Origin of the sequence: Streptomyces sp. B21-105 (assembly GCF_036898465.1) — a bacterium.
In the GTDB taxonomy this organism is placed as follows: Bacteria; Actinomycetota; Actinomycetes; order Streptomycetales; family Streptomycetaceae; genus Streptomyces.
On record NZ_JARUMJ010000001.1, the window covers coordinates 8,242,227 to 8,265,517 of the forward strand.

At 72.7% G+C, this 23,291-nt stretch carries 19 protein-coding genes; 7 read left to right on the forward strand and 12 right to left on the reverse strand.

Translation table 11 applies throughout. The features are described 5' to 3' along the window. Window positions 1-180 precede the first annotated feature (180 nt). On the reverse strand, window positions 181-1,221 hold the full coding sequence (locus QA802_RS36875; RefSeq protein WP_334532200.1) for a lysylphosphatidylglycerol synthase transmembrane domain-containing protein: 1,041 nt from the start codon (window positions 1,219-1,221) through the stop codon (window positions 181-183). Window positions 1,222-1,407: 186 nt separating this feature from the next. On the opposite strand from QA802_RS36875, the gene QA802_RS36880 reads away from it, so the two are divergent. Further along, window positions 1,408-3,288 (forward strand): ABC transporter ATP-binding protein, encoded by a 1,881-nt coding sequence (locus QA802_RS36880; RefSeq protein WP_443042317.1) that lies wholly within the window; start codon window positions 1,408-1,410, stop codon window positions 3,286-3,288. Window positions 3,289-3,641: 353 nt separating this feature from the next. Here QA802_RS36880 and QA802_RS36885 read toward each other — a convergent pair whose 3' ends face one another. The 10 genes from QA802_RS36885 to QA802_RS36930 all read right to left on the reverse strand — a co-directional run bounded on the left by QA802_RS36885 (window position 3,642) and on the right by QA802_RS36930 (window position 14,305). Continuing rightward, window positions 3,642-4,379 carry a gamma-glutamyl-gamma-aminobutyrate hydrolase family protein gene (locus tag QA802_RS36885; RefSeq protein ID WP_334535116.1) on the reverse strand — a complete coding sequence of 246 codons (738 nt, stop codon included), beginning with the start codon at window positions 4,377-4,379 and terminating at the stop codon, window positions 3,642-3,644. Between the two features lie 62 nt (window positions 4,380-4,441). Further along, complete coding sequence (locus tag QA802_RS36890; RefSeq protein ID WP_334532206.1) at window positions 4,442-5,932, reverse strand: aldehyde dehydrogenase; 1,491 nt, start codon at window positions 5,930-5,932, stop codon at window positions 4,442-4,444. 176 nt (window positions 5,933-6,108) lie between these two features. Further along, window positions 6,109-7,566: an APC family permease gene (locus tag QA802_RS36895; protein WP_334532209.1), complete on the reverse strand. Its 1,458-nt coding sequence runs from the start codon at window positions 7,564-7,566 to the stop codon at window positions 6,109-6,111. 357 nt (window positions 7,567-7,923) lie between these two features. Continuing rightward, window positions 7,924-8,625 carry a TetR/AcrR family transcriptional regulator gene (locus QA802_RS36900; protein ID WP_334532212.1) on the reverse strand — a complete coding sequence of 234 codons (702 nt, stop codon included), beginning with the start codon at window positions 8,623-8,625 and terminating at the stop codon, window positions 7,924-7,926. Window positions 8,626-8,669: 44 nt separating this feature from the next. Beyond that, the gene (locus QA802_RS36905) at window positions 8,670-9,515 is read right to left on the reverse strand and encodes a fumarylacetoacetate hydrolase family protein (RefSeq protein WP_334532215.1); all 846 of its coding nucleotides are present in this window, start codon (window positions 9,513-9,515) and stop codon (window positions 8,670-8,672) included. A gap of 10 nt (window positions 9,516-9,525) precedes the next feature. Further along, the gene (locus QA802_RS36910) at window positions 9,526-10,539 is read right to left on the reverse strand and encodes a 3,4-dihydroxyphenylacetate 2,3-dioxygenase (RefSeq protein ID WP_334532218.1); all 1,014 of its coding nucleotides are present in this window, start codon (window positions 10,537-10,539) and stop codon (window positions 9,526-9,528) included. Continuing rightward, complete coding sequence (locus QA802_RS36915) at window positions 10,532-11,998, reverse strand: aldehyde dehydrogenase (protein ID WP_334532221.1); 1,467 nt, start codon at window positions 11,996-11,998, stop codon at window positions 10,532-10,534. Before QA802_RS36915 ends, QA802_RS36910 begins: the two co-directional genes overlap by 8 nt. Before the next feature lie 33 nt (window positions 11,999-12,031). Beyond that, window positions 12,032-12,838: an acetoacetate decarboxylase family protein gene (locus tag QA802_RS36920; protein ID WP_334532224.1), complete on the reverse strand. Its 807-nt coding sequence runs from the start codon at window positions 12,836-12,838 to the stop codon at window positions 12,032-12,034. Between the two features lie 11 nt (window positions 12,839-12,849). Continuing rightward, entirely contained in the window at window positions 12,850-14,112 is a 1,263-nt protein-coding gene (locus tag QA802_RS36925; RefSeq protein WP_334532227.1) for an NAD(P)/FAD-dependent oxidoreductase, read from the reverse strand. A 4-nt stretch (window positions 14,113-14,116) separates the two neighbouring features. Continuing rightward, window positions 14,117-14,305, reverse strand: coding sequence for a ferredoxin (locus QA802_RS36930; protein ID WP_334532229.1), 189 nt, complete (start codon window positions 14,303-14,305; stop codon window positions 14,117-14,119). 391 nt (window positions 14,306-14,696) lie between these two features. Between QA802_RS36930 and QA802_RS36935 the strand changes: the two genes are divergently transcribed. After that, window positions 14,697-16,052, forward strand: coding sequence for a glutamine synthetase family protein (locus QA802_RS36935; RefSeq protein WP_334532231.1), 1,356 nt, complete (start codon window positions 14,697-14,699; stop codon window positions 16,050-16,052). Between the two features lie 282 nt (window positions 16,053-16,334). Continuing rightward, complete coding sequence (locus QA802_RS36940; RefSeq protein WP_334532234.1) at window positions 16,335-17,684, forward strand: cytochrome P450; 1,350 nt, start codon at window positions 16,335-16,337, stop codon at window positions 17,682-17,684. An 11-nt stretch (window positions 17,685-17,695) separates the two neighbouring features. Here the strand turns inward: QA802_RS36940 and QA802_RS36945 are convergent, their stop codons facing one another. After that, window positions 17,696-19,837: a SpoIIE family protein phosphatase gene (locus QA802_RS36945; RefSeq protein WP_334532237.1), complete on the reverse strand. Its 2,142-nt coding sequence runs from the start codon at window positions 19,835-19,837 to the stop codon at window positions 17,696-17,698. A 454-nt stretch (window positions 19,838-20,291) separates the two neighbouring features. Here QA802_RS36945 and QA802_RS36950 point away from each other — a divergent pair, with 454 nt between their 5' ends. The 4 genes from QA802_RS36950 (at window position 20,292) to QA802_RS36965 (ending at window position 23,270) form a co-directional block, all read left to right on the forward strand. Beyond that, complete coding sequence (locus QA802_RS36950) at window positions 20,292-20,777, forward strand: hypothetical protein (RefSeq protein ID WP_334535118.1); 486 nt, start codon at window positions 20,292-20,294, stop codon at window positions 20,775-20,777. 17 nt (window positions 20,778-20,794) lie between these two features. Then, the gene (locus QA802_RS36955) at window positions 20,795-22,255 is read left to right on the forward strand and encodes a hypothetical protein (RefSeq protein WP_334532240.1); all 1,461 of its coding nucleotides are present in this window, start codon (window positions 20,795-20,797) and stop codon (window positions 22,253-22,255) included. A 53-nt stretch (window positions 22,256-22,308) separates the two neighbouring features. Then, window positions 22,309-22,791, forward strand: a complete 483-nt coding sequence (locus QA802_RS36960; RefSeq protein ID WP_334532243.1) for a hypothetical protein — start codon at window positions 22,309-22,311, stop codon at window positions 22,789-22,791. A gap of 251 nt (window positions 22,792-23,042) precedes the next feature. After that, window positions 23,043-23,270, forward strand: coding sequence for a hypothetical protein (locus QA802_RS36965; RefSeq protein ID WP_334532246.1), 228 nt, complete (start codon window positions 23,043-23,045; stop codon window positions 23,268-23,270). The last annotated feature ends 21 nt before the right edge of the window (window positions 23,271-23,291 follow it).

The window sequence follows — 23,291 nt, forward strand, 5'->3', positions numbered from 1 at the left end:
GACGACGCCTCGGCGCACCGACGCGTCGGCGCAGCCAGGGTGTGCGCGGGCGTGCGGGCGTGCGTGCCTACGGGTGTGCGGGCCTGCGGGCCCAGGGGTGCGCGGGCGTGCGGTCGGCCGACGTCGTCGAGGTGAAGCGGGGCGATGCGCGGCGCAGCGCGGAGAGGCGCGGCGAGCGGGTCAGATGATCTTCATGCGCACCAGTGCCGCGAGTGTCAGCGCGCCCGGCACCAGCGGCAGCCACACGGTGATGATGCGGTAGCCGAGCACCACGGCGGTGGCGACCGCCACCGGCCCGCCCGCCGCGACCAGCGCCACCACCAGCGCCGCCTCCACCGACCCGATCCCGCCCGGCGTCGGCACCAGCGCGACCGCCACGGTGGCCGCCACATACGCGACCACCATGTGCGCCGCGGGCACCGGCAGCCGCAACGCCTGCCCCACGGCGGTGAACCCGGCCGCCTGCAGCAGCGGGAACGCCAGCGAACCGCCCCACAGCGCGAGCGCCCGCGCGGGCCGGGAGTGCACCGAGCGCGCCTCGCCGAGCGCGGTCCGCAGGAACGAGCACACCGCCGACCGCAGCCGCCGTACGCAGACGAGCGCGCCCGCAGCGACCAGCGCCACCGTCGCGAGGGCGGCGAGCAGCGGGCCGAACGACCCGCCGGGCAGCAGCGGGCCGAGCCGCAGCGCGTCCGGGAAGGCGAGCAGCAGCGCGGTCAGCAGGCCCACCCGGGCCACGCCCTCCGCCAGCAGATACAGCGCGAGGGCCGCCGAGGAGCGGGCCAGCGGCACCCCGCACACCGACATGAACCGCAGATTGACCGCGCTCGCGCCCAGCCCCGTCGGCAGCAGGTGGTTGGCCGCGCCCGCCGCGAACTGCGCCGCCAGCAGCCGCCGTCCGGGCAGCCGCTCCACGACCGCGCCCTGCCGGGTGACGGCCGCCGCCACCCAGGTCAGACAGGTCGCGCCGACCGCGGCCAGCAGCCAGGGCCACTCGGCGCCGCGCAACTGCGCCACACCGTCGGCGAGAACGGACCGGTGCCGCACCGCGACCACGATGACCAGCAACAGCGGAAGCAGGCACAGGAGCTGACGCACCGGCAGCCGTCGGGCCCGCTGGCCGCCGGGGGCGGGAGGAACCGCTGTGACAGCCGCCGAGGGTTCCCGCACGGGGACGGCCGCCGGTTTCACCAGCGTGGACGGAACATTGCTCACGGTCATCGGGGCCTTCGTGTTCGGGGGCGTCGTGCGCGGAGGTGTCGTGCGCGGGGCGCCGGTGCCGGGGGCCTTCGGACGGGCGGCTCTCGAGTCGGCGCCCCCGACGCTGTCGGAGGCGTTCGTACGGGTGGACGTCGGAAAGGACTTGACCTCAATAATGCTTGAGGTTCTACGGTCGGTCCCATGAGCATGGACGCGATCGCCATGACGCAGCTGTACAGCGTCATGAACAGCCAACAGGAACGCCGCCCCTTCGACCGCGCGACACTGCGCCGCATCGGCGTGTTCGCCCGCCCGCACCGCCGCCGCATCGCGCTGTTCGTCGTGCTGGGGGTGCTGACCGCACTGCTGGCCGTCGCGACCCCCGTCCTCGCCGGGAAGGTCGTCGACGCGATCGTGTCGCACGGCGACCCGGGCACGGTGGTGCGGCTGGCGTTGCTCATCGCGGGCATCGCGGTGCTGGAGGCGGCGCTCGGCATCCTGGGCAGGAGGCTGTCGGCGACGCTCGGGGAGGGACTCATCCTCGATCTGCGCACGGCTGTGTTCGATCATGTGCAGCGGATGCCGGTGGCGTTCTTCACACGTACCCGTACGGGAGCGCTCGTCTCCCGACTCAACAACGACGTCATCGGAGCGCAGCGCGCGTTCAGCAACACGCTCTCCGGAGTGGTGTCCAACCTGGTCACCCTGGTGCTCACGCTCGCCGTCATGCTCACCCTCTCCTGGCAGGTCACCCTGCTCGCGCTGGTCCTGCTGCCGGTGTTCGTGATCCCGGCGCGGCGGATGGGCAGGCGGATGGCCGGCATGCAGCGGGAGGCGGCCGCGCTCAACGCGTCGATGGGCACCCGGATGACCGAGCGGTTCTCCGCTCCCGGCGCCACGCTGATCAAGCTGTTCGGCCGCCCCGAGGAGGAGTCTTCCGAGTTCGCGGCCCGCGCGGCCCGGGTGCGGGACATCGGCGTGCGCACGGCTACCGCCCAGTCGGTGTTCATGACCGCCCTGACCCTCGTCTCCGCGCTGGCCCTCGCCCTGGTCTACGGTCTCGGCGGCCACCTCGCGCTGAAGGGCTCCCTCGAACCGGGCGCCGTCGTCGCCCTCGCCCTGCTGCTGACCCGCCTCTACGCCCCGCTCACCTCGCTCGCCGGGGCCCGCGTCGAGGCGATGAGCGCGCTGGTCAGCTTCGAGCGGGTCTTCGAGGTGCTCGACCTGAAGCCGCTGATCGAGGAGAAGCCGGACGCCCGCGAGGTGCCCGACGGCCCGGTCTCCGTCGAGTTCGACGACGTCCGCTTCGGCTACCCGTCCGCCGACAAGGTCTCCCTGGCCTCCCTGGAGGAGGTCGCCGTCCTGGACTCCCGCGGCGGCGACGAGGTCCTGCACGGCGTCTCCTTCCGCGCCGACCCGGGGCAGACCGTCGCCCTCGTCGGCTCCTCCGGCGCCGGCAAGTCGACGATCGCCCAACTCCTGCCGCGCCTCTACGACGTCGACGGGGGCGCCGTCCGCATCGGCGGGGTGGACGTCCGCGACCTGAGCGCGAGTTCCCTGCGGGGCACCCTCGGCATGGTCACCCAGGACGGCCACCTCTTCCACGACACCGTCCGGGCCAACCTGCTGCTCGCCCGCCCGTCGGCCGCCGAGGACGACCTGTGGGAGGCGCTGCGGCGCTCCCGCCTCGACGACCTCGTGCGCTCCCTGCCCGACGGTCTCGACACCGTCGTCGGCGAACGCGGCTACCGGCTCTCCGGCGGAGAACGCCAGCGGATGACCATCGCCCGGCTGCTGCTGGCCGGTCAGCGCATCGTGATCCTCGACGAGGCCACGGCCCACCTCGACAACACCTCCGAGGCGGCCGTCCAGGAGGCCCTCGCGGAGGCGCTCGCGGACCGTACGGCCGTCGTCATCGCCCACCGGCTCTCCACCGTCCGCGCCGCCGACCTGATTCTCGTGGTCGAGGCCGGCCGGGTCGTGGAGCGCGGCGACCACGAGCAGCTGCTGGCGGCCGGCGGACGGTACGCGGAGCTGTACCGCACCCAGTTCGACGAGCCCACCGCGACCGAGGCGGCCGTCCTGTGAGCCGCGGGTGAGCCGCATGTGAGCCACCGGTGAGCCGTCGCTGACCGCCGGTGAGCCGACGGTGCGCACCAGTCCGCCCCGGGCCCGCCCCGTCGCTGACCGCCGGTGAGCCGACGGTGCGCACCCGTCCGGCCCCGGGCCCGCCCTCAGCCGCGCGGCCCCGCCCAGGGCAGCCCCCGCCCCCACGGGCCCGTCTGCGGCGGGCGTGCCGCCTGGGCGGGCCGCCGCTCGGGCCTGCTGGCGGGCGGTGAACAGCACGCCGGGGGCGGCGAGGACGGCGGGTGGCGGCGAGGGCGGCGGGTGGCGGCGAGGGCGGCGAACTGGTGGGGTCGGCGGGCCGGCCCGCGTCGGCGTCAGCGTCCGTCGCGGGCGGCCCGGACGAGGGCGTCGAAGAGGCCCTGTTGCGCGGGATCCTCGTGAGCGGTGTCCTCGGGGTGCCACTGGACGGCCGTGAACCAGCCCTTTCCCGACGGGAGTTCGAGGCCCTCCACGGTGCCGTCGGCGGCGCGCGCGGTGACCGTGAGGCCTGCGCCGAGGCGGTCCACCCGCTGGTGGTGATAGCAGGAGGCCTCGACCTTCCCGGCGCCGGCGGCCCGCTCCAGCAGCGAGCCGCTCCGCACCGCCACAGGGTGCACGACGTGCCGGTGTTCGCGGTCCGGGCCGCCCATGTCCTGCTCCAGGGAGCCGCCGAGGGCGACGTTGACGACTTGCAGGCCCCGGCAGACCGCCAGCAGCGGCAGACCGAGGTCCAGTGCGGCGCGGGCGGCCCGCAGATCGAAGGCGTCCTGCGTCTCGTCGACGTCGTAGACGCTGTGGTGGGCGTCGGCGGCGCCGTAGCGGTGCGGGGCGAGGTCGCCGCCGCCGGGGAGCAGGACGCCGTCGAAGCGGGCGAGGCGGGCGGCGACGTCCCGCTCGCCCTGGTCGGCGGGATGCAGGCCGGCCGGTTCGCCGCCGGCCCGCCAGACCGCCTCGACGAGGGCACGGGCGTTGACCTCGGCGGCGTAGCGCAGCGCGGACGTGGTCGCGGAGAAGCGGGCGGGGATCGCGATCAGGGGGCGCGGGGCGGCGACAGGGGCGCGCGGGGCCGCGATCTGGGGGTGCGGCGTCGCGGTCGGGGGGCGGGGGGCCGCGACCGGGGGGCGTGGGGCCGCCGTCAAAGCTGGATCCAGGTGGTCTTGAGTTCGGTGTACTTCTCCAGCGCGTGCGCGGACTTGTCGCGGCCGTTGCCGGACTGCTTCATGCCGCCGAAGGGGACGGTCAGGTCGCCCTCCTCGTAGCAGTTGACCCACACCGTCCCGGCCTTGAGCGCCCGCGAGACCCGGTGGGCGGTGGACAGGTCGGAGGTCCACAGGCCGGCGGCGAGGCCGTACTCGGTGGCGTTGGCGAGCCGCACCGCCTCCTCCACGTCGTCGAAGGTCAGCACCGACAGCACCGGGCCGAAGATCTCCTCGCGGGCCAGGCGCATGCCCGGGTCCACCTGGTCGAAGACGGTGGGGTGAAGGTAGCTGCCGCCGGTGCCGGTCAGGGTGCGGGCGCCGCCGGCCCGCAGCCGCGCGCCCTGCCCGACCCCGGCGCCGATGTGGTCGAGGACGCGCTCCAGGTGCCCCTCGCCCACCAGCGCGCCCATCTCGGTCGCCGGGTCCAGGGGGTCGCCGACCCGCAGGTCACGGGCCCGGGCGACGATCGCCTCGGTGACGCGTTCGGCGACGGAGGAGTGCACCAGCAGCCGGGAGGGGGCGGTGCACATCTCGCCCTGGTTGAAGAAGATGCCCCAGGCGGCGGTGGCGGCGGCCTTCTCCAGGTCGGGGGCGTCGGGAAGGATGATGTTCGGCGACTTGCCGCCGAGTTCCAGCCAGACGCGCTTGAGGTTGGAGTCGGCGGCGTAGCGCAGGAAGTGCCGGCCGACCGAGGTGGAGCCGGTGAACGCCAGCACGTCCACGTCGGGGTGCAGGCCCAGCGCTCGGCCGGCCGTCGGACCGTCCCCGGCGACGACGTTGAGCACACCCGGCGGCAGGCCGGCCTCGGTGGCGATCCGCCCCAGCGTCAGCGCGGACAGCGGTGAGTTCTCCGACGGCTTCAGCACGACCGTGCAGCCCGCCGCCAGCGCCGGCGCGATCTTCCAACTTGCCAGCGTCAGCGGGAAGTTCCACGGTACGACGGCGCCCACGACGCCCGTCGGCTCCCGGGTGACCAGCGCCAGCGCGTCCGGGGCGGCGTGCGGCGACTCGTCGGTCACCTTGTCCGCCAACTGCCCGTACCAGCGGAAGGTGTTGATCGCCGCGCGCAGCTCGATCCCGTACGCGTCGGTGAACGGCTTGCCCATCTCCAGGCTCACCGTCAGGGCGAGCGTCTCCCGCTGTTCCTCGAGCAGTTCGGCCACGCGCAGCAGGACCCGGCCCCGCTCGGCGGGCGCGAGCCGCGGCCAGGGCCCGGAGTCGAAGGCCCGCCGGGCGGCGGCCACGGCCAGGTCGACCTCGGCGCCGTGCGCGTCGGCGACCTCTGCGAGGACCTGTCCGTCCCGGGGCGAGACGACGGTGAACGCGGCGCCCGAACCCGGCTCGTCGGCCCCGTCGATGTGGTGCTGGACCGGCGGCCGCAGTTTCTCGGCGCGGCGCAGCAGATCGTCATGGGTGAGGGCCGGCATGTCGGCTCTCCTGTTCTCTTCTTGTCGGTCTGTGGTGGTGTGCGCGGGGTGGCCCGTGGGCCGCGGCCGATCCCCGGCCGGTGTTCCCCGGTCGGCGATCCCCGGTCGGCGATCCGGGGCCGGCGGCGGCGTCCGGGGAGTGACGCCGCCGCCGGCCGTTCACGGGAAGGGCGGGGTCAGTCGGTGACGGCGGGTCTGCCGCGGGTCAGCCGTGCCACGCACAGCCCGAGGACCAGCACCGCCGGGACGGTCAGCTGGAGCCAGACGGCCGTGGTCCGGTCGCCTCCGATGAGCGTGGTGAAGTTCTCGATGATCAGCCAGATGGCGCCGGCGATGCCGAGCGCGCCCAGCACCGGTGCGACCAGCGTGTTCCACAGCCGGGTGTCGGCGCGGGAGCGGCGGAAGAAGACGACCACGGAGACGGACGTCAGGAAGTACAGGAGCATCATCGCCAGTACGGCGACGCCGCTGAACCAGGAGAACAGCGTCAGCACCGGGTCCTTGCCGAGCAGTGCGAACGGGACGACCAGCGCCGCCGCGATCACCGTCTGCACGGTGCCCGCCGCCCAGGGCGAGTGGCGCCGGTTGAGCCTGGTCAGCCGGTGCGGCAGCAGCCCCTCACGGCCGAGGGAGAACAGATAGCGGTTGGCGGAGTTGTGGAACGCCAGGATGCCGGCGAACAGCGAGGTGGCCAGCAGGACGGGCAGCACGTCACCGGCCCAGGAGCCGAACAGGGCGGTGATCGGCGCGAACACCCACTGCGTCGCGTCGCCCGACTCCAGTGCCTTGCCCGCCTCGGCCGTCGCCGCGGACGCGCCGTGCGCCGAGACCAGCATCCACGAGGTGAAGGCGAAGAAGCCGGTGACCACCGCGACCGACAGATAGGTGGCGCGCGGCACGGTCCTGCGGGGCTCCCGCGCCTCCTCGCCGTAGATGGCGGTGGCCTCGAAGCCGAACATCGACGCCACGGCGAACATCAGCGCCACGCCGGGAGCGCCCTGGAGCGCGGCGTGCGGTGAGAAGCTGTCGCCGAAGCCGAGGCCCTCGGGGCCGCCGCCCTTGAAGAAGGTCACGAGGGCGAACACGATCAGGATGCTGAACTCCGCGAGGACGAACACGGCCAGCAGCTTGGCGCCCATCTCGATGCCGGCCGCGCCGAGCACCTGGACGACCGCCATGGTGAGCAGCGTCCAGACCCACCACGCGAGGTGCACGTCGGTGTAGTACGCGACGAGGCCGCCGACCGTCGCGCCGTAGAGCCCGTACATGGCGGCCTGGATGGCGCAGTAGGCGAAGAGGGCGACGGCGGCGCTGCCGGAGCCGGCCGAGCGGCCGAGGCCTTTGCCGATGTACGTGTAGAAGGCGCCGGCGTCCACGACGTGGCGGCCCATGGCGACGAAGCCGATGGAGAACAGCAGGACCATGACGCCGGCGGCGAGGTACGCGGCGGGCGCGCCCGCCCCGTTGCCGATGGCGACGGCGATGGGGACGGCCCCGGCGATGCCGGTCAGCGGGGCCTGGGCGGAGAGGACGAAGAACAGGATGCCCAGGACGCCGAGGGAATCGGGCTTGAGCCTGCCTGTGGTGCTTGTGTCGTGCGGGGAGTGCGGGGCGACCGCCGTCTGACTGTCCACTCGGATCACCTGTCGGGGACGGGAAGGGATGGGAGTTTGTTTTGAGCCAAACGAGTTGCCTCATGGTGGTCGCGAACTATCCGTTTGGCAAGGCTCTGCGGAAACATTTCCGCCCCGGCGCCGGACGCTCCCGCGCCCACGCCGAAACGTCCCCGGGCCCGGCCGGGCGGACCTCGGCGTCAGGCGGGACGTGGTCGGCGTCAGGCGTGCGCGGGCGACCGCTGTCGCGGAATGCCCGACGCCGGTCGTGCGGCGACGGAACGGAGGAACCTGCAGGTCGGACGAGCGCGCGCGGTCAGAGGGATACGCGCGGTCGGCGGGTTGTGCGCGGTCAAAGGAACATGCGCGGCCGCAGTGCTATGCGCGGTCAGAGGCCTCTGTGCGGGCCTGGCTGAGGTCACCGGGGTCACCGCGCTCTGCGGCGGTGGCAGCCCCGGGGCCACCGAGGTCACCGGGCCCACCGGTCGAGGCGGCGAGCCTCAGCAGGGACCGCAGCTGTTCCAGAGCGGCGTCCGTGACCTCGGGCTCGCCGAGGACCAGCTGGTGCAGCACCAGCCCGTCGAGGGCGGCGAAGACCAGCCGGGCCAGTGCCTCGTTCGCGCCGGCCGACAGCATCCGGCCCAGCTCGCGCCGGCTGGCGTCGAAGTACTCGTCGTACAGCTCACGGATCTGCGGCAGCAGCTCCGGCCTGCGCCGGGCCTCCAGCAGCAGCTCGTACTGGAAGGCCTGGGTGCCCGGATCCGCCGTGACCATCTCGGAGAGCCCCGTCGAGAAGTCGGCGATCTCACCGGTGCCCGGTTCGAGCGCGCTGCGGCTCAGCGAGGTGCGGATGGTGTGGGCGAGGGCCGCCTCGATCAGCGCGTCACGGGAACCGAAGTGGTGCACGACCAGACCGTGGGTGACCCCGGCCTCCTCCGCGACGGCCCGGTAGGTGAGCCGGCGCAGTCCGCCCCGCGCCACCACGCGCACGGCGGCGTTCAGCAGGGCCTCGCGGCCCTCGCCGTAGTGCAGGCGCTTCCTCGGCCGGCGGCCCGTCGGGGCGTCCGCGGAGTCGGTCATGCCGGTGACCCTACCCGCCGGCCCGGCGGCGGCCCTCGCGGGTGTCATCGCCGGGGCGGGCGGACGCCGCGGAACTCCCAGTCACCGCCGAGCGCGGTGGACAGCACCTCCTCGGACTCGGTGGGCTGGGCGCCGACGTCGGCGCGGACCGCGGTCGGGCCGGTCACGATGTGGTTGGTGAGCCGCCCGAGGCCCTCGACCTCCACCTCGACGACGTCTCCCGGCTGGACGGGCCGCGAGTTCGCCGGCGTGCCGGACAGCAGGACGTCGCCGGGGTGGAGGGTGATGGTGCGGGCGATGTCGGCGACGAGGTAGTGCATGTCCCACTGCATCTCGTCGGTCGAACCGTCCTGCGCCACCTCGCCGTTGACGTACGTGCGCAGCCGCTTCCCGTGGAAGTCCCAGCCGGTGACCAGCCCCGGCCCGAGCGGGCACAGGGTGTCGGAGCCCTTCACCCGGAGCATGGACCCGGCGTCGGTGTCGCGGAAGTCGTGCAGTCCGTAGTCGTTGGCGACGGTGTAGCCCGCGATGAACTCCCCTGCCTCGGCGGGGGAGATGTTGCGCGCGGTCCTGCCGATGACGATGGCGACCTCGCCCTCGTAGTTGAGCCACTTGCAGCCCTCGGGGCGGACGATCGCGCCCTGGTGGGAGTTGAGGGAGGAGGTCGGCTTGTGGAAGTAGGTGGGGGTGGCCGGGAGATCGATCCCGAACTCGTCCACGCGGCTGCGGTGGTTGAGATGGACGGCGATCACCTTCGACGGTACGACCGGCGGCAGGTGTTGCGCCTCCTCGGTCTTGACGCGACGGCCGTCGCCGGCGACGAGTTCGTCCCCGTCGACGGTGACCTGGACGGCGGCGCCGTCGAGGAGGATGCGGCGGTACTCGGGCATGGCGGGGCTCCTAGGGGTGGCTGTGCGGGGTGCGGCTGGGCGGCGCGGGAGGGCCGGCGACGGTACGACTGGCGGCGGGACGGCTGTCCGGGAGGCTGCCGGGCGGGGTGTGCGCCGGGCCGGCCGTGGCAGGGCCCGCGCCGGTCCAGCCGTCGGACGGGCGGTCGAACCAGAGGTGCACCTGGCCGGTGCCGATCGAGTTCTCGTACTCCCCGTACTGGCTGGCCCTCGCCACGCAGGCCTGCTCGCCCAGGGCGCCGGCCATCATCAGGTAGTGGAAGAACTTCGCCTCGGGCCGGTACTTCCAGAACTCGTCCATCGTGTCGAGGACCTTGTCGTGGCGGCCCTCCTTGAACCAGGCGATGCGCTCGTGGTCGGCCTCGCGCGCCTCGGGGGTACGGATGTGCACCGGGTCGCTGGACTCGTGGTCGCGCAGTTCGCGCAGCGGCCAGAAGGTGTGCGAGAGGGCGCCGGACGCGATGAGCAGGACACGGCGGCCGGGGGTGGCGGCGATGCCGTCGGCCAGCGCGCGGCCGAGCCGCAGATGGTCCTCCATGTCACCGGTCTGGCACACCCCGATGGTCACCCACCGCTTGTCGGGCAGGCCCTCGCCGAGGAACTTCCACAGGTTGATCGTGGCGTAGTAGACCGGCAGGTAGTCGTCCTCGATCGCGGTGATCCAGGTGCCGTGCCGGTCCGCGAACTTCGTTATGTTCTCCGCCAGTTCGGGGTCGCCGGGGAAGTCGTACGGCATCCGGCACATGCCGCGCGGCAGCTCCTCGGAGGTGAACAGCCCGGCGCGGCGCCGCTGGGCGGTGACGACGAACTCGACGGTCGTCGCCCAGTGCGAGTCGAGGACGACGACGGTGTCGTAGTCGTCGCGGGCGAAGACGTCCTCGCGCAGCTGCCGCAGCCCGGTGACGAGGGTGATCTCCTTGCCCTGGTTGAGCTCCCGCCGTTCCTGCTCGGGGAGCACGATGGTGGGGACGTGGGCGAGCAGCCCCGCCCCGACGATCTCACCCATGGTCCTGGCTCCATCCGTTCGGCGCGGTCACGGTGTTCTTCAGGTCGCAGTAGAAGTCGAAGCTCCAGGAGCCGCCCTCGCGTCCGACACCGGACTGGCGGGAGCCGCCGAAGGGCGCCCGGAGGTCGCGGACGAAGAAGCAGTTGACCCAGACCGTGCCCGCGACCAGTCGTGCCGTGACGCGCTCGGCGCGCGCACGGTCGCCGGTGGCGAGGGTGGCCGCCAGACCGAAGCGGGTGTCGTTGGCGAGCCGGACGGCTTCGTCCTCGGTGGTGAAGGTCTGGAGCGTGAGGACGGGTCCGAAGACCTCTTCCTGGACGATCTCCGAGTCCTGGGTCACGCCGGTGAGCAGCGTCGGCGCGTAGTACCGGCCGTCCTTGCGGTGCCCGCCGATGACCGCGCGTGCCCCGGCGTCGAGCGCCCGCCGCACGAAGCCGTCGATCTTCTCCAGTTGGCGGGGGTGGATGGTGGGCCCTATGTCGGCGGCCTCCTCGCGGGGGTCGCCCTGGGTGAGCTGCCCGGCCTTCTCCACGAACCGCCGGGTGAACTCCTCGGCGACCGAGTCCTCGACCAGGATCCGGGTGGCCGCGAGACAGACCTGGCCGGCGTTGTCGTACTGCTCCACCGCGAGGTCGACGGCGAGGTCGAGGTCGGCGTCGGCGAACACCAACAGCGGTGACTTGCCACCGAGTTCGAGGCTGAGCGGGGTGAGGTGGGCGGCGGCCGACGCGGCGATCCGCCGGGCCGTCGGGACGGAGCCGGTGAAGCTGATGCGGCGGACGTCCGGGTGGGAGGTGAGTGCGTCGCCGATCTCGGAGCCGTAGCCCTGGACCACGTTCAGCACCCCGGCCGGCAGCCCGGCCTCGGCGGCGATGTCCGCGAGCAGGGACGCGGTCAGCGGGGACCACTCGGCGGGCTTCAGGACCACGGTGTTGCCGGCGGCGAGGGCCGGCGCGACCTTCCAGGTGGCGAGCATGAGCGGGGCGTTCCACGGGGTGATCAGCACACTCGGGCCCGCCGGGTCCCAGGAGACGTGGTTGGTGTGGCCCCGGGTCTCGAAGTCCTCGTGGTCCAGCTTCAGCAGCCAGTCGGCGAAGAAGCGGAAGTTGTGCGCCACCCGGGGCATCACCCCGCGGCGGTGCGAGCGCAGCAGGGCCCCGTTGTCGGTGGTCTCGACGACCGCCAGCTCCTCGAGCCGTTTCTCCACGCCGTCGGCGACGGCGTGCAGGATGCGGGCGCGTTCGGCGCGCGGGGTGGCCGCCCAGGCGGGGAAGGCGGCCTTGGCGGCGGCCACGGCGGCGGCGGCCTGAGCCGGGGTGCCGCGCGCGATCTCGCCGATCGCGCGGCCGTCGATGGGTGAGACGTCGGTGAACGTCTCGGCGGAGGCGACGCGTTCGCCGCCGATCCAGTGCCGGGCGTCGACGGTGACCCCGGCCACCGTGAGGGTGTGCTCGATCATGCCGGTCTCCAAGTTCTGTGATGCGTGCGGGGGTTACTCGGCGCCCGACATGCCGGACTCCAGCAGCCGGCCGCCGTCCCAGACGACGCCGACCTGGCGGTAGTAGGCGGCGATCGGCTCGTGGATCTCCAGCCGGGCCAGTTCCTCCGTGGGCGCCTCGAACAGCTCGAGCTCGGCCTCGCCGACCCACGCCGGGCCCGCCTCGAAGGACGCAGCCCCGGTCTCGACCAGCTCGTCGAGGGCCAGCCCCTTTCCCTTCTCGATCGAGGGCAGCCAGCGGTGGTGGGCCATGGGGTGCGCGTTGACGAACCCGTTCGTCTCCGACGGCTCGCGCAGCGTCACCACCGTCTGGGCCAGCCGCCGGTCCGCCGCGGCCAGCGTCGCCCCGAACCGGGCCCCCGCCTCGATGCGCGGGGCGGGCCCGTAGGGGTGCGGGCGGGTCTGGTGGATGGAGCCGAGTTTCTTCGGGTAGCCCTGGTGCAGTCCGCGGGCGATGGCGAAGTCCTTGTCGACCCAGATGTAGACGCACCGCGAGTAGGTCTGCCCCCGGTATGCGCAGCGGACGACCGCGAACGCCTCCTTGTACTGGGAGAGCACCGGGTCGAGCAGCTCGTCGCCGGAGGCGGCGCAGGACTGCCAGTCGGCCCAGATCAACGCGACCGCGCCCGGGTCGTCGTCGGCCAACTCCAGTGGCTCGGGCAGCAGTTCGCGCACCCGGGCCGGATCGGTCCGGTACTCGACGGTGAGCAGGTCGCCGGAGTAGCGCCACGGCGGCGACGGGATCAGCGACGAGGCGCCGCTCGCCGTCTTGGGGTGGAAGTAACCACGGACAGGGGACATGACGGGCTTCCTTACGGGGTGAGGGCGGGCGACTTCAGCAGCTGGGCGCGGTAGCGGGCGGCGGCCGTCGCAGCGGCCGGGCCGCCGAGGGCGACGACGCCGACCAGCCGGCCGCCGGTGTGGTAGCCGGTCACGACGTCGCCCTCGGGGTCGCCGTCCAGGACGCGGACGTCGTCCGTGCCGAGACCGGGCACCCCGAAGGACTGCAGCCGGAAGTCGTGCTGGTCGCTCCAGAAGGTGGGCAGCGGGGCGAAGGGGCCGGGCGCGGCGTCGGCGTCGGCGCCGGTGAGACCGGCGACCAGGGCCTTCGCGGCGTGCCGGGCGGTGTCGGTGGGGATCGACCAGTGCTCGACGCGGCGGGGCACGCCGTCGTAACGGGCGTTGGGGAACCGGGCCACGTCACCGACGGCGACCACGTCGGGCCGGCCGCCGACCCGCAGCCGGTCGTCGGTGAGGACGCCGTCGACGAGGTCGAGGCCGTTGCCGTCCAGCCATTCCACGTTGGCGACCGAGCCGACCGACTCGACCACCACGTCGGCGGGCAGCACACGGCCGTCTGCGAGGACGACGCCGGTCACCCGCCCGTCGCCCCGGAAGCCGGCCACACCCGTGCCCAGCGCGAAGCGCACCCCGCGCTCCTCGTGCCGCTTCAGCAGCGCGCGGCCGAGCAGCTCGCCGAGCGGGCCCACCATGGGCAGGGGCAGCGGGTCGACGACGGTCACCTCGGCCACGCCGAGACGGACGGCGGTGGCGGCGACCTCGCATCCGATGAATCCCGCGCCGACGACGACCAGCCGGACTCCGGGCCCGGTCAGCTCGTCGCGCAGGCCCTTCGCGTCGTCCAGCGTGCGGACGGTGTGGCGGCCGGCGAGCGGTCCCGGGCAGCGCAGCCGTCTCGGCCGCATCCCGGTGGCGACGACCAGCCCGTCGTAGGACAGCGTGCGGCCGTCGTCGAGGGCGACGGTCCGTTCTCCGAGCCGGGCGGCGACGACCTTCGTGCCGAGCCGCCACTCCACGTCGGCCGCGGCCGCCTTCGGAGTGAAGGCCAGCGACGCGAACGGCGCCTTGCCGGCCAGCACGTCCTTGGACAGCGGAGGCCGGTTGTAGGGCATGTGGGGCTCGTCGCCGACGACGGTGACGGCCCCGGTCCAGCCCGCCGCGCGCAGCTGCTCGGCGGCGCGCAGTCCGCCCATCGAGCCGCCCGCGACGACAATCGTCCCGGTCGCCGTGCCGGTCTTCGTGCCGGCTGTCTTGCCGGTCGTCGTCCCGGTCATGGGATCAGCCCTCGATCCGGATGGCCTGCAAGGGGCAGACGTCGGCGGCTTCCTCGACCTCGTCGCGCAGAGCTTCGTCGGCGTCGGAGACGTAGGCGAGCCGTCCGTCGTCGTCCAGCGAGAAGACGTCCGGGGCGGCGAAGACGCACTGGCCGTGGTCCTGGCACTTGTTCATGTCGACGACGACCTTCATGGCGGTCCTCCTGAGGGGTGAGCGCATCGGAGCGGAGGGGGAGGAGGGGAGGGGCCCGGCCCGGTGCGGACCAGCAGCGTCCGGTGCGGGCCTGGCCGGGCCCCGGTGCCACAGGGCGGCTGGAGAGCCGTCGCCCTGACTCGTTTGGCGTCAAACAACATAGGAAGCCGTCGCCCTCTGGTCAATACCTGTCCAGATGGATAAATTTCTTGCACCGCCCCCTTGCGGGGGCGCGGCTCCCTTCCTTACCGTTCGGGGTCAAACGAATGGCTCCAGGGGTTCGCCCAGGGCCGTCTTCCCGCTCCCTCCCGGCCCCGGACCGCCTTCTGTGTCGCCTCCCGGTCCGGCCGACGCCCCGGGGGAGCCCCGCCTTTCCGCCCTAGGAGAACCGGTGAGCGCATCCGACAGCCCAGACATCCGCCGGCACATGGAGCGGCTCGCCGCTGAGGGCGTCGACGTGGTCCGGGTGCAGTACCCCGACCTGATGGGCACCGACCGCGCCCGCGACGTCCTGCTGGACCACCTGCCCTCGGCCGGCGAGCACGGCCTGGCCTTCTGCCGCGCCGTCTACCACACCACCCCCCAGGGCGACGTGGTCCCCGTCGCGGGCGGCCTGGACGCCGGACTGCCCGACGTCTGCGTACGCCCCGACCTGTCCACCGCCGTCCCGCTGCCCTGGGAACCCGGCGTCGCCGCCTGCCTCGGCGAGGTCACCGACCCGGCGACCGGGGAACCGGCCGCGGAATCCCCGCGCGACCTGCTGCGCACCGTCCTGGCCCGCTGCGCCGAGCAGGGACTGCGTCCCGTCGTCGGCCCCGAACTCGAGTACTTCCTCCTCGAACCGGCCCCCGGCACGCCCACCGGGTGGCGTCGCGCCCCGGAGACGACCGGCGCCGTCTACACCGCCGGCCTGCGCGCCGACCCCTCCAACCATCTGCTGCGCACCCTGCGCCTGCTGCGCGACCTCGGCCTGGGCGTCACCAACGGCAACCACGAGTTCGACGGCGGCCAGATCGAGATCAACCTGACCCACTCCGACGCCCTGGACGCGGCCGACCGCGCCTTCCGCTTCAAGGCCGCCGTCAAGGAACTGGCCCGCAAGGAGGGCAAACTGGCCACCTTCATGGCCAAGCCCTTCGGCGACGCCGGCGGCTCCGGCTTCCATCTCCACCTGTCCTGCGACGACGCCGACGGCCGCAACGCCTTCGACGACCCGTCCGGCGCCCACGGCCTCTCGGCCACGGCCCGGCACGCCGTCGCGGGCATCCTCGCCCACGCACCGGCGCTCGCGGCGCTGGCCAACCCCACCGTGAACTCGTACAAGCGCTTCGGCCCCGACACCCTCGCGCCGTGGCTGATCGACTGGGGCCTCGACAACCGCAGCGCCATGGTCCGCATCCCGCCGGAGCGCGGCAGCGGCGCGCGGCTCGAACTGCGCCTCGGTGACGCCGGCGCCAACCCCTACCTGCTCGTCGCGGGCACGATCGCCGCCGCCCTGCTCGGCGTCCGGGCGGGCGAGGAGCCGGCTGCCCCGCTGGAGGGCTACGGGTACGACACCGCCCGCTCCGCCCTGCTGCCCACCGGCCTGCCGGCCGCCCTCGACGCGCTGGAGGCGGACACCGCCCTCACCGACGTCCTCGGCAAGGACTTCACCGCCTCCTTCCTCACCTACAAGCGCAACGAGGCCGAACGCTTCGGCCGCCACGTCACCGACTGGGAGTTCACCGAGTACGCCTACCACCTCTGACCCGGGTACGCCCACCCCCTCTGAGCCCTGCCCGCCCCGAGCCCTCTCGGGCCCCCGAGCCCGCCCGGCTCGAGCACGCCCGACCGCCCTGAGCCCGAGCCGCCCGGCCGCCGAACCCGAACTCGCCCACCGCTGCCCGGTCGGCGGTCCGACCTCTACCCCCGACCCCCGACCGCCCCAAGTCCAGGTCCCTGCTGTTCCGCCTCACGACCCCGCAGCCCTGCCCACCCGAGGACGCCGCATCCTCACGCCGCTTCGCCCGCCCCGCACAGGAGATCACCGATGACCAGCCCCTCCGCCTCCGCCGCCGCCTCCGTTGTCTCCTCTTCCTCGGCCACCGTCCCCGCCGGCCGGGCCGAGCTGCGGGCCGCCCTCGAAGAGCCCCTGCCGCTGGACCGGGTGGACCTCGCCGACCTCGACAACTTCGCCGACGGCGTCACCCCGTGGCGGATGTTCCACACCCTGCGTCACGAGGACCCGGTCCACTGGCAGCCCGAGGAGGCTCCCAACTCCGGCTTCTGGGCGGTCACCCGGCACGCCGACATCGCCCGCGTCGACCGCGACGCCGACACCTTCACCTCCACCCGCTTCGTCAACCTGGAGGAGGTCGACGACGACCAGATCAAGAAGCGCGCCTCGATCCTGGAGATGGACGGCGTCCGCCACCGAGCCCTGCGCAGCGTCATCCAGCGCCAGTTCGGCGCCGGCGTCATCAACAGCTACAGCGACTTCCTGCGCGGCCTGACCGCGAAGACCCTGGACGCGGCCCTGGCCAAGGGCACCTTCGACTTCGTCGCCGACGTCTCCGCCGACTTCCCCATCAACGTGCTCGCCCGCCTCCTCGACGTGCCGCCGGAGGACAACCAGCAGCTCATCGACTGGGGCAACCGCATCATCGGCAACACCGACCCCGACTACGCCGACGTCCTCCTGCACAGCGCGGAGAGCGAGAAGTACCGCGACCTGCCGTTCCGGTCACCCGCCTCGCTCGAGGTCTTCGAGTACGGCCGTGAGCTGGCCCGGCAGCGGCGCGGCGGAGACGGCCAGGACCTGGTCTCCAGGCTCGTCAACACCGTCCCGCGCGACGGGGTCCCGCTCTCCGCGCAGGACTTCGACAACTACTTCCTGCTGCTGGTGGTGGCCGGCAACGAGACCACCCGCCACACCATCTCCCACTCCATGCTGGCCCTGCTCCAGCACCCCGACCAGCTCGCCAGGCTGCGGGACGACCCCTCGCTGATCCCGACGGCGGTCGAGGAGTTCCTGCGCTGGGCGTCCCCCGTGTACCACTTCCGCCGCACCGCCACCCGGGACGTCGAACTCGGCGGCAAGCAGGTCAGGGAGGGCGACAAGGTCGTCATGTGGTACGCCTCCGGCAACCGCGACGAGGCAGTCTTCGGCAACCCGTACGACTTCGACGTGGCCCGCCGGAACAACGACCACGTCACCTTCGGCAAGGGCAGCCCCCACCTGTGCCTGGGCAACCTGCTCGCCCGCACCGAGATCCGCATCATGTTCGAGGAACTCATCCCGCGCATCGCCGACATCAGGCTGGCCGGCGACGTCCCCCGGGTCCGCTCCAACTTCGTCAACGGCATCAAGAAGCTGCCGGTCGAGGTAACCCTCGCCTGACCGCAGCGGCGTCAGGGCCGCCCGGTGGGGCGGATGAGCAGAAGGGCGATGTCGTCGCTGCGGGGCGCGGAGCGGCGGGCGTGCTGGATGAGCGAGTCGGCGAGCGCGTCCAGGGTGCCCGGCCCGGCCCGCTCCAGCTGGCGGGCCAGGGCGTCGACGGCGTCCTCGAGGTCGACCCCGGGCGCCTCGACGAGCCCGTCCGTGTAGAAGGCCAGCACGGAGCCGGGCGGCAGCGGGACCTCGGTGGACGAGTACGGCACGTCGGGGTCGATGCCCAGCAGCAGTCCGGGCGGCAGGTGCAGGATCTCGGTGCGGCCGTCCGGGTGGCGCAGCAGCGGGGGCGGGTGCCCGGCGGTGGCCAGGCACGCGCGCCGCGCGGTCAGGTCGATGTGGGCGTACAGACAACTGGTGAAAAGTCCGGGGTCGAGGTCGGTGAGCAGCCGATTGGTGCGGGCGAGGACCTCGTCCGGGGGCGCGCCCGCGGTGGCGTGGACGGCGGTGCGGACCTGCCCCATCAGCGCCGCGGCCGTCATGTTGTGGCCCTGGACGTCGCCGATGGCCGCGGCCGCGGTGGTGGCGTCGAGGCGGATCAGGTCGTAGAAGTCGCCGCCGACGTCCATGCCGCGGGTGGCGGGGAGGTAGCGGGCGGCCACCTCCAGGCCGGGCACGTCGGGCAGGGCGTGCGGCAGCAGGGCGGCCTGCAGGTCGTGCGCCAGCTGGTGCTTGGTGTCGTACAGGCGGGCACGGTCGAGGGCCTGCGCGATCAGTCCGGCGGTGGACGTGAGGACGGCGCGTTCCTCGGAGGCGAAGGCGCGGGGCCGGCCGTAGGCGAGCACCAGGGAGCCGACCGGGTGGCCGGAGGTGATCAGCGGCAGGAAGGCCCAGGCCGCCATGCCGTCCTGTGCCACCGCGGGCGGATAGGCGCGCTGGAGCTCGGCGAAGCTGCCGAAGAAGGCGGGCACGCCCGTCGTCAGCGTGCGCACGGCCGGGGTGGCGGAGGTGAGCGGCTCGGCGTCGAAGCGCTCCATGACGTCCGCGGCATAGCCGCGGTAGCCGATGATCCGCAGCCTGCCCTCATCGGCGGTCATCAGGGCGAGCGCCTCCGCGCCGAAGGCGGGCAGCATCTGGTCCGCGACCTGGTCGACCACGTCCCGCACGCCGACCGCCTCGGTGAGCGTGGCGGCCAGATGCATCAGGTGGTACAGGGTGGCGGCCCGGCCGGGAGCGGCGGACACGCACGCGTCCGGCCGGGGCGGGGTGGAGACCGGCGCGTGGGCGTGGGCCGAGTGGGTGGGCGCGATGTACACGCTGACGCCCGAGCCGTCCGGGGTGAGCCGGAACGACAGCCACCGGTCCGGAGGGCACAGCGCGGTGAAGGACACCGGCTCACGGCTGAGCACGGCCGCCCGGTAGCTGTCCTCGGCGGTCGGCTCGTCCAGCCAGGGCAGGGCCTCCCACGGCTTCCTGCCGAGCAGGGCCTCGATGTCGGCGCCGAGCAGTTCGGCGGCTTTGGTGCTGACGAAGGCGATACGGCCGTCCACGCCCAGCGAGCAGCAGCCGCGCGGGAGGCGCTCGACGAAGTCCACCGCGGCCTGCGCCTCGTCCGGTCCCACCGTGCGGGCCCGCAGCGGCGGCAGCATCAGCGGCTCGGCGCCCGGCCGCACCGGCCGGCCCTCCTCGGCGGCGTGCCGCAGGATCAGGCCCAGCCGGTGACATGCGCCGGTGATCGCCTCCCGCTCGTGCGGGCTCAGCTCCGAGGGGTGCGACGCGGGCCAGTGCACCACCAGACCGCCCCAGGTGTCGGCGCCGGTGGCCACCGCGGCGGCGGCCAGCGCGAAGCGGTACGGCAGGACGAGCGCCAGCCGCGGGTAACGGCGCGCCCTCTCCTCCTGCCCGCCCACCCACACCAGGCGCCGCTCCCGCACGGCGTCGGAGACCGGAGAGACGGCGTCCAGCATCACCCGCGCCCAGGGCATGGAGATCTCCCACGGGGTCCCGCCCAGCGCGGCCAGCCGCAGGACCGGCTCGTCCTCCTCCAGCAGATAGACGGCCGCAACGGAAGCGCCGGTCCGCCGCGCGAGGTCGACCAGCACCGGCTCCAGCAGCTCCGGACCGGAGCCGGCACGGAGGTCCTCGGCGGCGGCGTCCGCCACGTTCTCACCTTCCCCGGAGCGCAGGGCCAGGGAGCGCGGTCAGAGGTGACTCCCTCATAACCGGACCTTACGCCCCCCACGCCCCACGGTCGCGCAGTGCGCGAACCCCCGGCCGCCCGGCGCCGGGGGCGCCGGGCGTACGTCGGTCGGGTCAGCCGGCGCCGAGCGGAGCCGTGGCCCACGGGCGGGCATCCGACCCCCCGGGCCGAACGACGACGTCTCGGGCCGCTCCGGGGATCAGCCGGGGATCGGCCGAGGGAGCAGCAGACATTCGGTACACGGCGTACATGATCGCATTTTTGTTAACGCATGCTCGGAGAGCCGCCTGCTGTACTCCTCCTGCGCCTGCCGGCGCGCGTCGTACTCGATGACGGGCACCACATCGGCAACCCCGTTAGCGAAGGGCGCTGTTGCTAACCTTGCCGGGGAGTCGGTGATCGGAACGGGGGAGACGATGACGTTCGGCGACGAGTGGGCGCAACTGGTCTCGGAGGGCAGGCAGCGCCAGTCCACGGGGATGCGGCTCAATCAGCTGGAGCCTGGATCAGGCGGTACAGGTGGCGCGGCCGGCAAGGATCTGGTGGTCAGGCAGGACGATCTCGGGGCGGTTGGTCATGAGGCGTTCGTGCTCCACGGCGACCTGCACAAGAAGGCGGACATCGTGGGTGCGGGTGCCGACCGCAACGGAGAGGGTTCCACTGCGCGGGCGGCCAGGGAATTCGCGGACCGCAACCTGACCATGGGCAGCGAGCTCTACACCACGCTGTCGGTGTGGGACACACAGGTGAAGACCGTCCTGCAGATGTGCGCGCACATCTCGAACCACCTGGACTACTCGAAGAAGCTGCACGCCAATGACGACGCGGCGATCGCGGCGTCCCTTCGTGGCCGGGACGGGACCGCCATGCCGGTCTCCGAGATCTCCACGTACGTGCGCTGACGGAGGGCGCCACATCAATGGGCACGTTCACCTATTCCGACCTCATCGCGCTGGATCTCGGCAGGCTCGGCACCGCCGTCACCGACTGGGAGACGATGGCCGGGAACCTCGCCACGCTGCAGACCGAGGCCAGGGACGGTCTGCTGAAGAAGTCCGAAGCGGCCCGTTGGCAGGGCGTCAACGCGACTGTGACCAAGGAGTTCGTGCGCAAGGCTGCCAAGGAGTTCGGTGATCTGTGCAAGGAGGCGCAGAGTGTTCACGCCGTGCTCGCCGACGCCCACACCGAGCTCTCGCAGATCCAGAAAAGGGCGAAGGCCCTGACCGACGAAGCGCGCAAAGGAGACCCGGACCGGTCCCCCGACCCGGACCACGGTCTGCTCGTGACGGACGGCGGGAACGGGACGGTGAAGGTGATCGAGGCGGTGTGCGACGTGAAGGGAACCTCGCAGCGCACCAAGGACAGGATGCAGTGGTACGCCGACACCCTCACAGGCCTGGTCGCCCACGCTGCCGAGATCGACGCAGCGGTGACCCGGGCCCTGCGTAAGTCCCACGGCGCAGACCCGCACAACGCCGGTCACGCCACGTACACCTCGCTCGACGAGGACCAGTTGCCGCGCGCGATGAAACTCGCCTCGCTCGGTGAGGACGCCAACGCCGGGCAGCGGGCCGAACTACGGCGTCTGTGGCAGTCGCTGAGCCCGGACGCCCGCGGCGAGATGTGGTCGAAACACAAGGACGATCTCCTCGCCGCCGGGATTCTCGCGCCCGGATCGAAGCGCATCGCGGCGGACCCGGGGGCGGGCGCGTACGACGTCGAGGCCCCCACGGCACACGACCAGTGGATCCAGGCACAGGCGGTGGCGATGTCCAACGCGGGCGACTTCATCGGGAACACCGATGCCGCGCATCACATGGATCACTACCTACGCGGGCTCGGCACCCCGGTGGATCTGGACGTGGACCGGATGCTCACGGACGACTCGGCACTTCGACAGACCGCGGAATACGCCATCCAGGACGAGCAGGAGAGGTGGCGGAAGCAGGCTCTCGCGGCGTTCGAGAAGTCGGGCGGCGAACCCGTGGCCATCCCGGTGGAGACCTCGCCGCAGAGCTACACCCACAGCGACCGCAACTGGTACCTGGCCGTCGGGAGCGGCATGACGAACACGACGGGTACGGTCACGGTCGTGCCCGGTGAGAACGGCGAACCCAAGATCAGCCTCGACTACCAGGTGAACGTATGGGACCGGTACAACTGGGACCCGGGCAAGGAGACCCCCATCGGCCCGACCACGGTGACCGACGCCGACATGGCTCGGTTGCACACCACAGGTCTGGCGAGAGAGTTCGACATGCGAGGCAGTGGATCGGTGCAACACCACGACCTGAGTGCGAACGGCGGCCTTCCCGCCCCAGAGGACCCGGGGCGCGACGGGACACGCACCGATCCGGGTCGGAACGGGGACGCCCGATGACGCGGACACTTCACAACTCTCGAGCGAAGCGGGTAGTCCTCGCAGCCGGAGCGGTGGCCGCGCTCTGTCTGACCGGCCCGGTCCTCGCCGCCTGCTCGGCCGCGGGCGAGTCCGGTGCGGCCGACAGGACCAGCGAAGTGCCCGACTGGGACGACAAGGCCACCCCTGTGACGGTCGGTCGGCAGATGAACATCCAACTTCCGTCCAAGGCCGCCGACATCCGTGCGGCACGTCAGAACGGATTCCAGGACGACGGGCTGCTGCTGGCCTTCACCCTTCCCACCTCCGGCGTGGACGGCTTCGTGAAGCAGCTCCGGCCCGAGAGGGAGCTGAGGCAGCGAGACGAGCCCCGCGAGAGCGTCGCGAAGCCCATGACTCCCTTCTCCCACCTCGGACTCCCCGAACCCGAGTCGTTGCCGGACGTACGGGAAGGGCAGGTCTGTGCCCCCTGCGGTGGAGACCTGAACTCCCTGGCGATCGCGGTGCACAGGCTGGACAACAGCGAGAGCCGGATCTACCTCAGGGCAGTCGACTGACGAGAACATTCGGTGGCCTGCGGCTGCCAGGGACTCCTGCTTCACTTCGCCACCCGGGCATTTCCGGAGGGGAGGCAGAGGACGAACTGTTGAGCCGAGCGACCACGCAGCTCCGACGCCGGAAGGGAAGCGCCGGCCGACGGGCGTGCGCAGGAAGTTCAGCGTTCGCGCACCGAGTGGGGTCGGTCAACATAGGAGGAGCCCTGCCGCCGTGTGTCATGCTGCTGCAGTTTCCGGAAGGGGAGGGTGCGATGACTGAGAAGCCGCTGGCGCACAAGCCGGCGCTCGCCGCGGTGATCCAGGCGTTGCGAGGCACATGGGACACCGAACGTTCCGTACTGGCTCTACGAGTCGCAGGGTACCGGCCGGCGGACGACGAAGCCGCGGGCAAGGAGGCCCGTCGCAACCTGCGCGAACTCGCCCAGGACGGTGTGATCGTGAGGCCGGATCCGGACCAGGCCGTATATCGACCGGCGTAGTCGCCGCCGCAAAGCTCCGGC

What these genes read in the sequence shown, in the direction of transcription:
- QA802_RS36965 (WP_334532246.1), top strand. Translation starts at nt 23,043, where the DNA reads ATGACTGAGAAGCCGCTGGCGCACAAGCCGGCGCTCGCCGCGGTGATC.
- QA802_RS36905 (WP_334532215.1), bottom strand. Translation starts at nt 9,515, where the DNA reads ATGCCCGAGTACCGCCGCATCCTCCTCGACGGCGCCGCCGTCCAGGTC.
- QA802_RS36910 (WP_334532218.1), bottom strand. Translation starts at nt 10,539, where the DNA reads ATGGGTGAGATCGTCGGGGCGGGGCTGCTCGCCCACGTCCCCACCATC.
- QA802_RS36875 (WP_334532200.1), bottom strand. Translation starts at nt 1,221, where the DNA reads ATGACCGTGAGCAATGTTCCGTCCACGCTGGTGAAACCGGCGGCCGTC.
- QA802_RS36915 (WP_334532221.1), bottom strand. Translation starts at nt 11,998, where the DNA reads ATGATCGAGCACACCCTCACGGTGGCCGGGGTCACCGTCGACGCCCGG.
- QA802_RS36890 (WP_334532206.1), bottom strand. Translation starts at nt 5,932, where the DNA reads ATGCCGGCCCTCACCCATGACGATCTGCTGCGCCGCGCCGAGAAACTG.
- QA802_RS36940 (WP_334532234.1), top strand. Translation starts at nt 16,335, where the DNA reads ATGACCAGCCCCTCCGCCTCCGCCGCCGCCTCCGTTGTCTCCTCTTCC.
- QA802_RS36930 (WP_334532229.1), bottom strand. Translation starts at nt 14,305, where the DNA reads ATGAAGGTCGTCGTCGACATGAACAAGTGCCAGGACCACGGCCAGTGC.
- QA802_RS36880 (WP_443042317.1), top strand. Translation starts at nt 1,408, where the DNA reads ATGGACGCGATCGCCATGACGCAGCTGTACAGCGTCATGAACAGCCAA.
- QA802_RS36920 (WP_334532224.1), bottom strand. Translation starts at nt 12,838, where the DNA reads ATGTCCCCTGTCCGTGGTTACTTCCACCCCAAGACGGCGAGCGGCGCC.
- QA802_RS36950 (WP_334535118.1), top strand. Translation starts at nt 20,292, where the DNA reads ATGACGTTCGGCGACGAGTGGGCGCAACTGGTCTCGGAGGGCAGGCAG.
- QA802_RS36925 (WP_334532227.1), bottom strand. Translation starts at nt 14,112, where the DNA reads ATGACCGGGACGACGACCGGCAAGACAGCCGGCACGAAGACCGGCACG.
- QA802_RS36900 (WP_334532212.1), bottom strand. Translation starts at nt 8,625, where the DNA reads ATGACCGACTCCGCGGACGCCCCGACGGGCCGCCGGCCGAGGAAGCGC.
- QA802_RS36955 (WP_334532240.1), top strand. Translation starts at nt 20,795, where the DNA reads ATGGGCACGTTCACCTATTCCGACCTCATCGCGCTGGATCTCGGCAGG.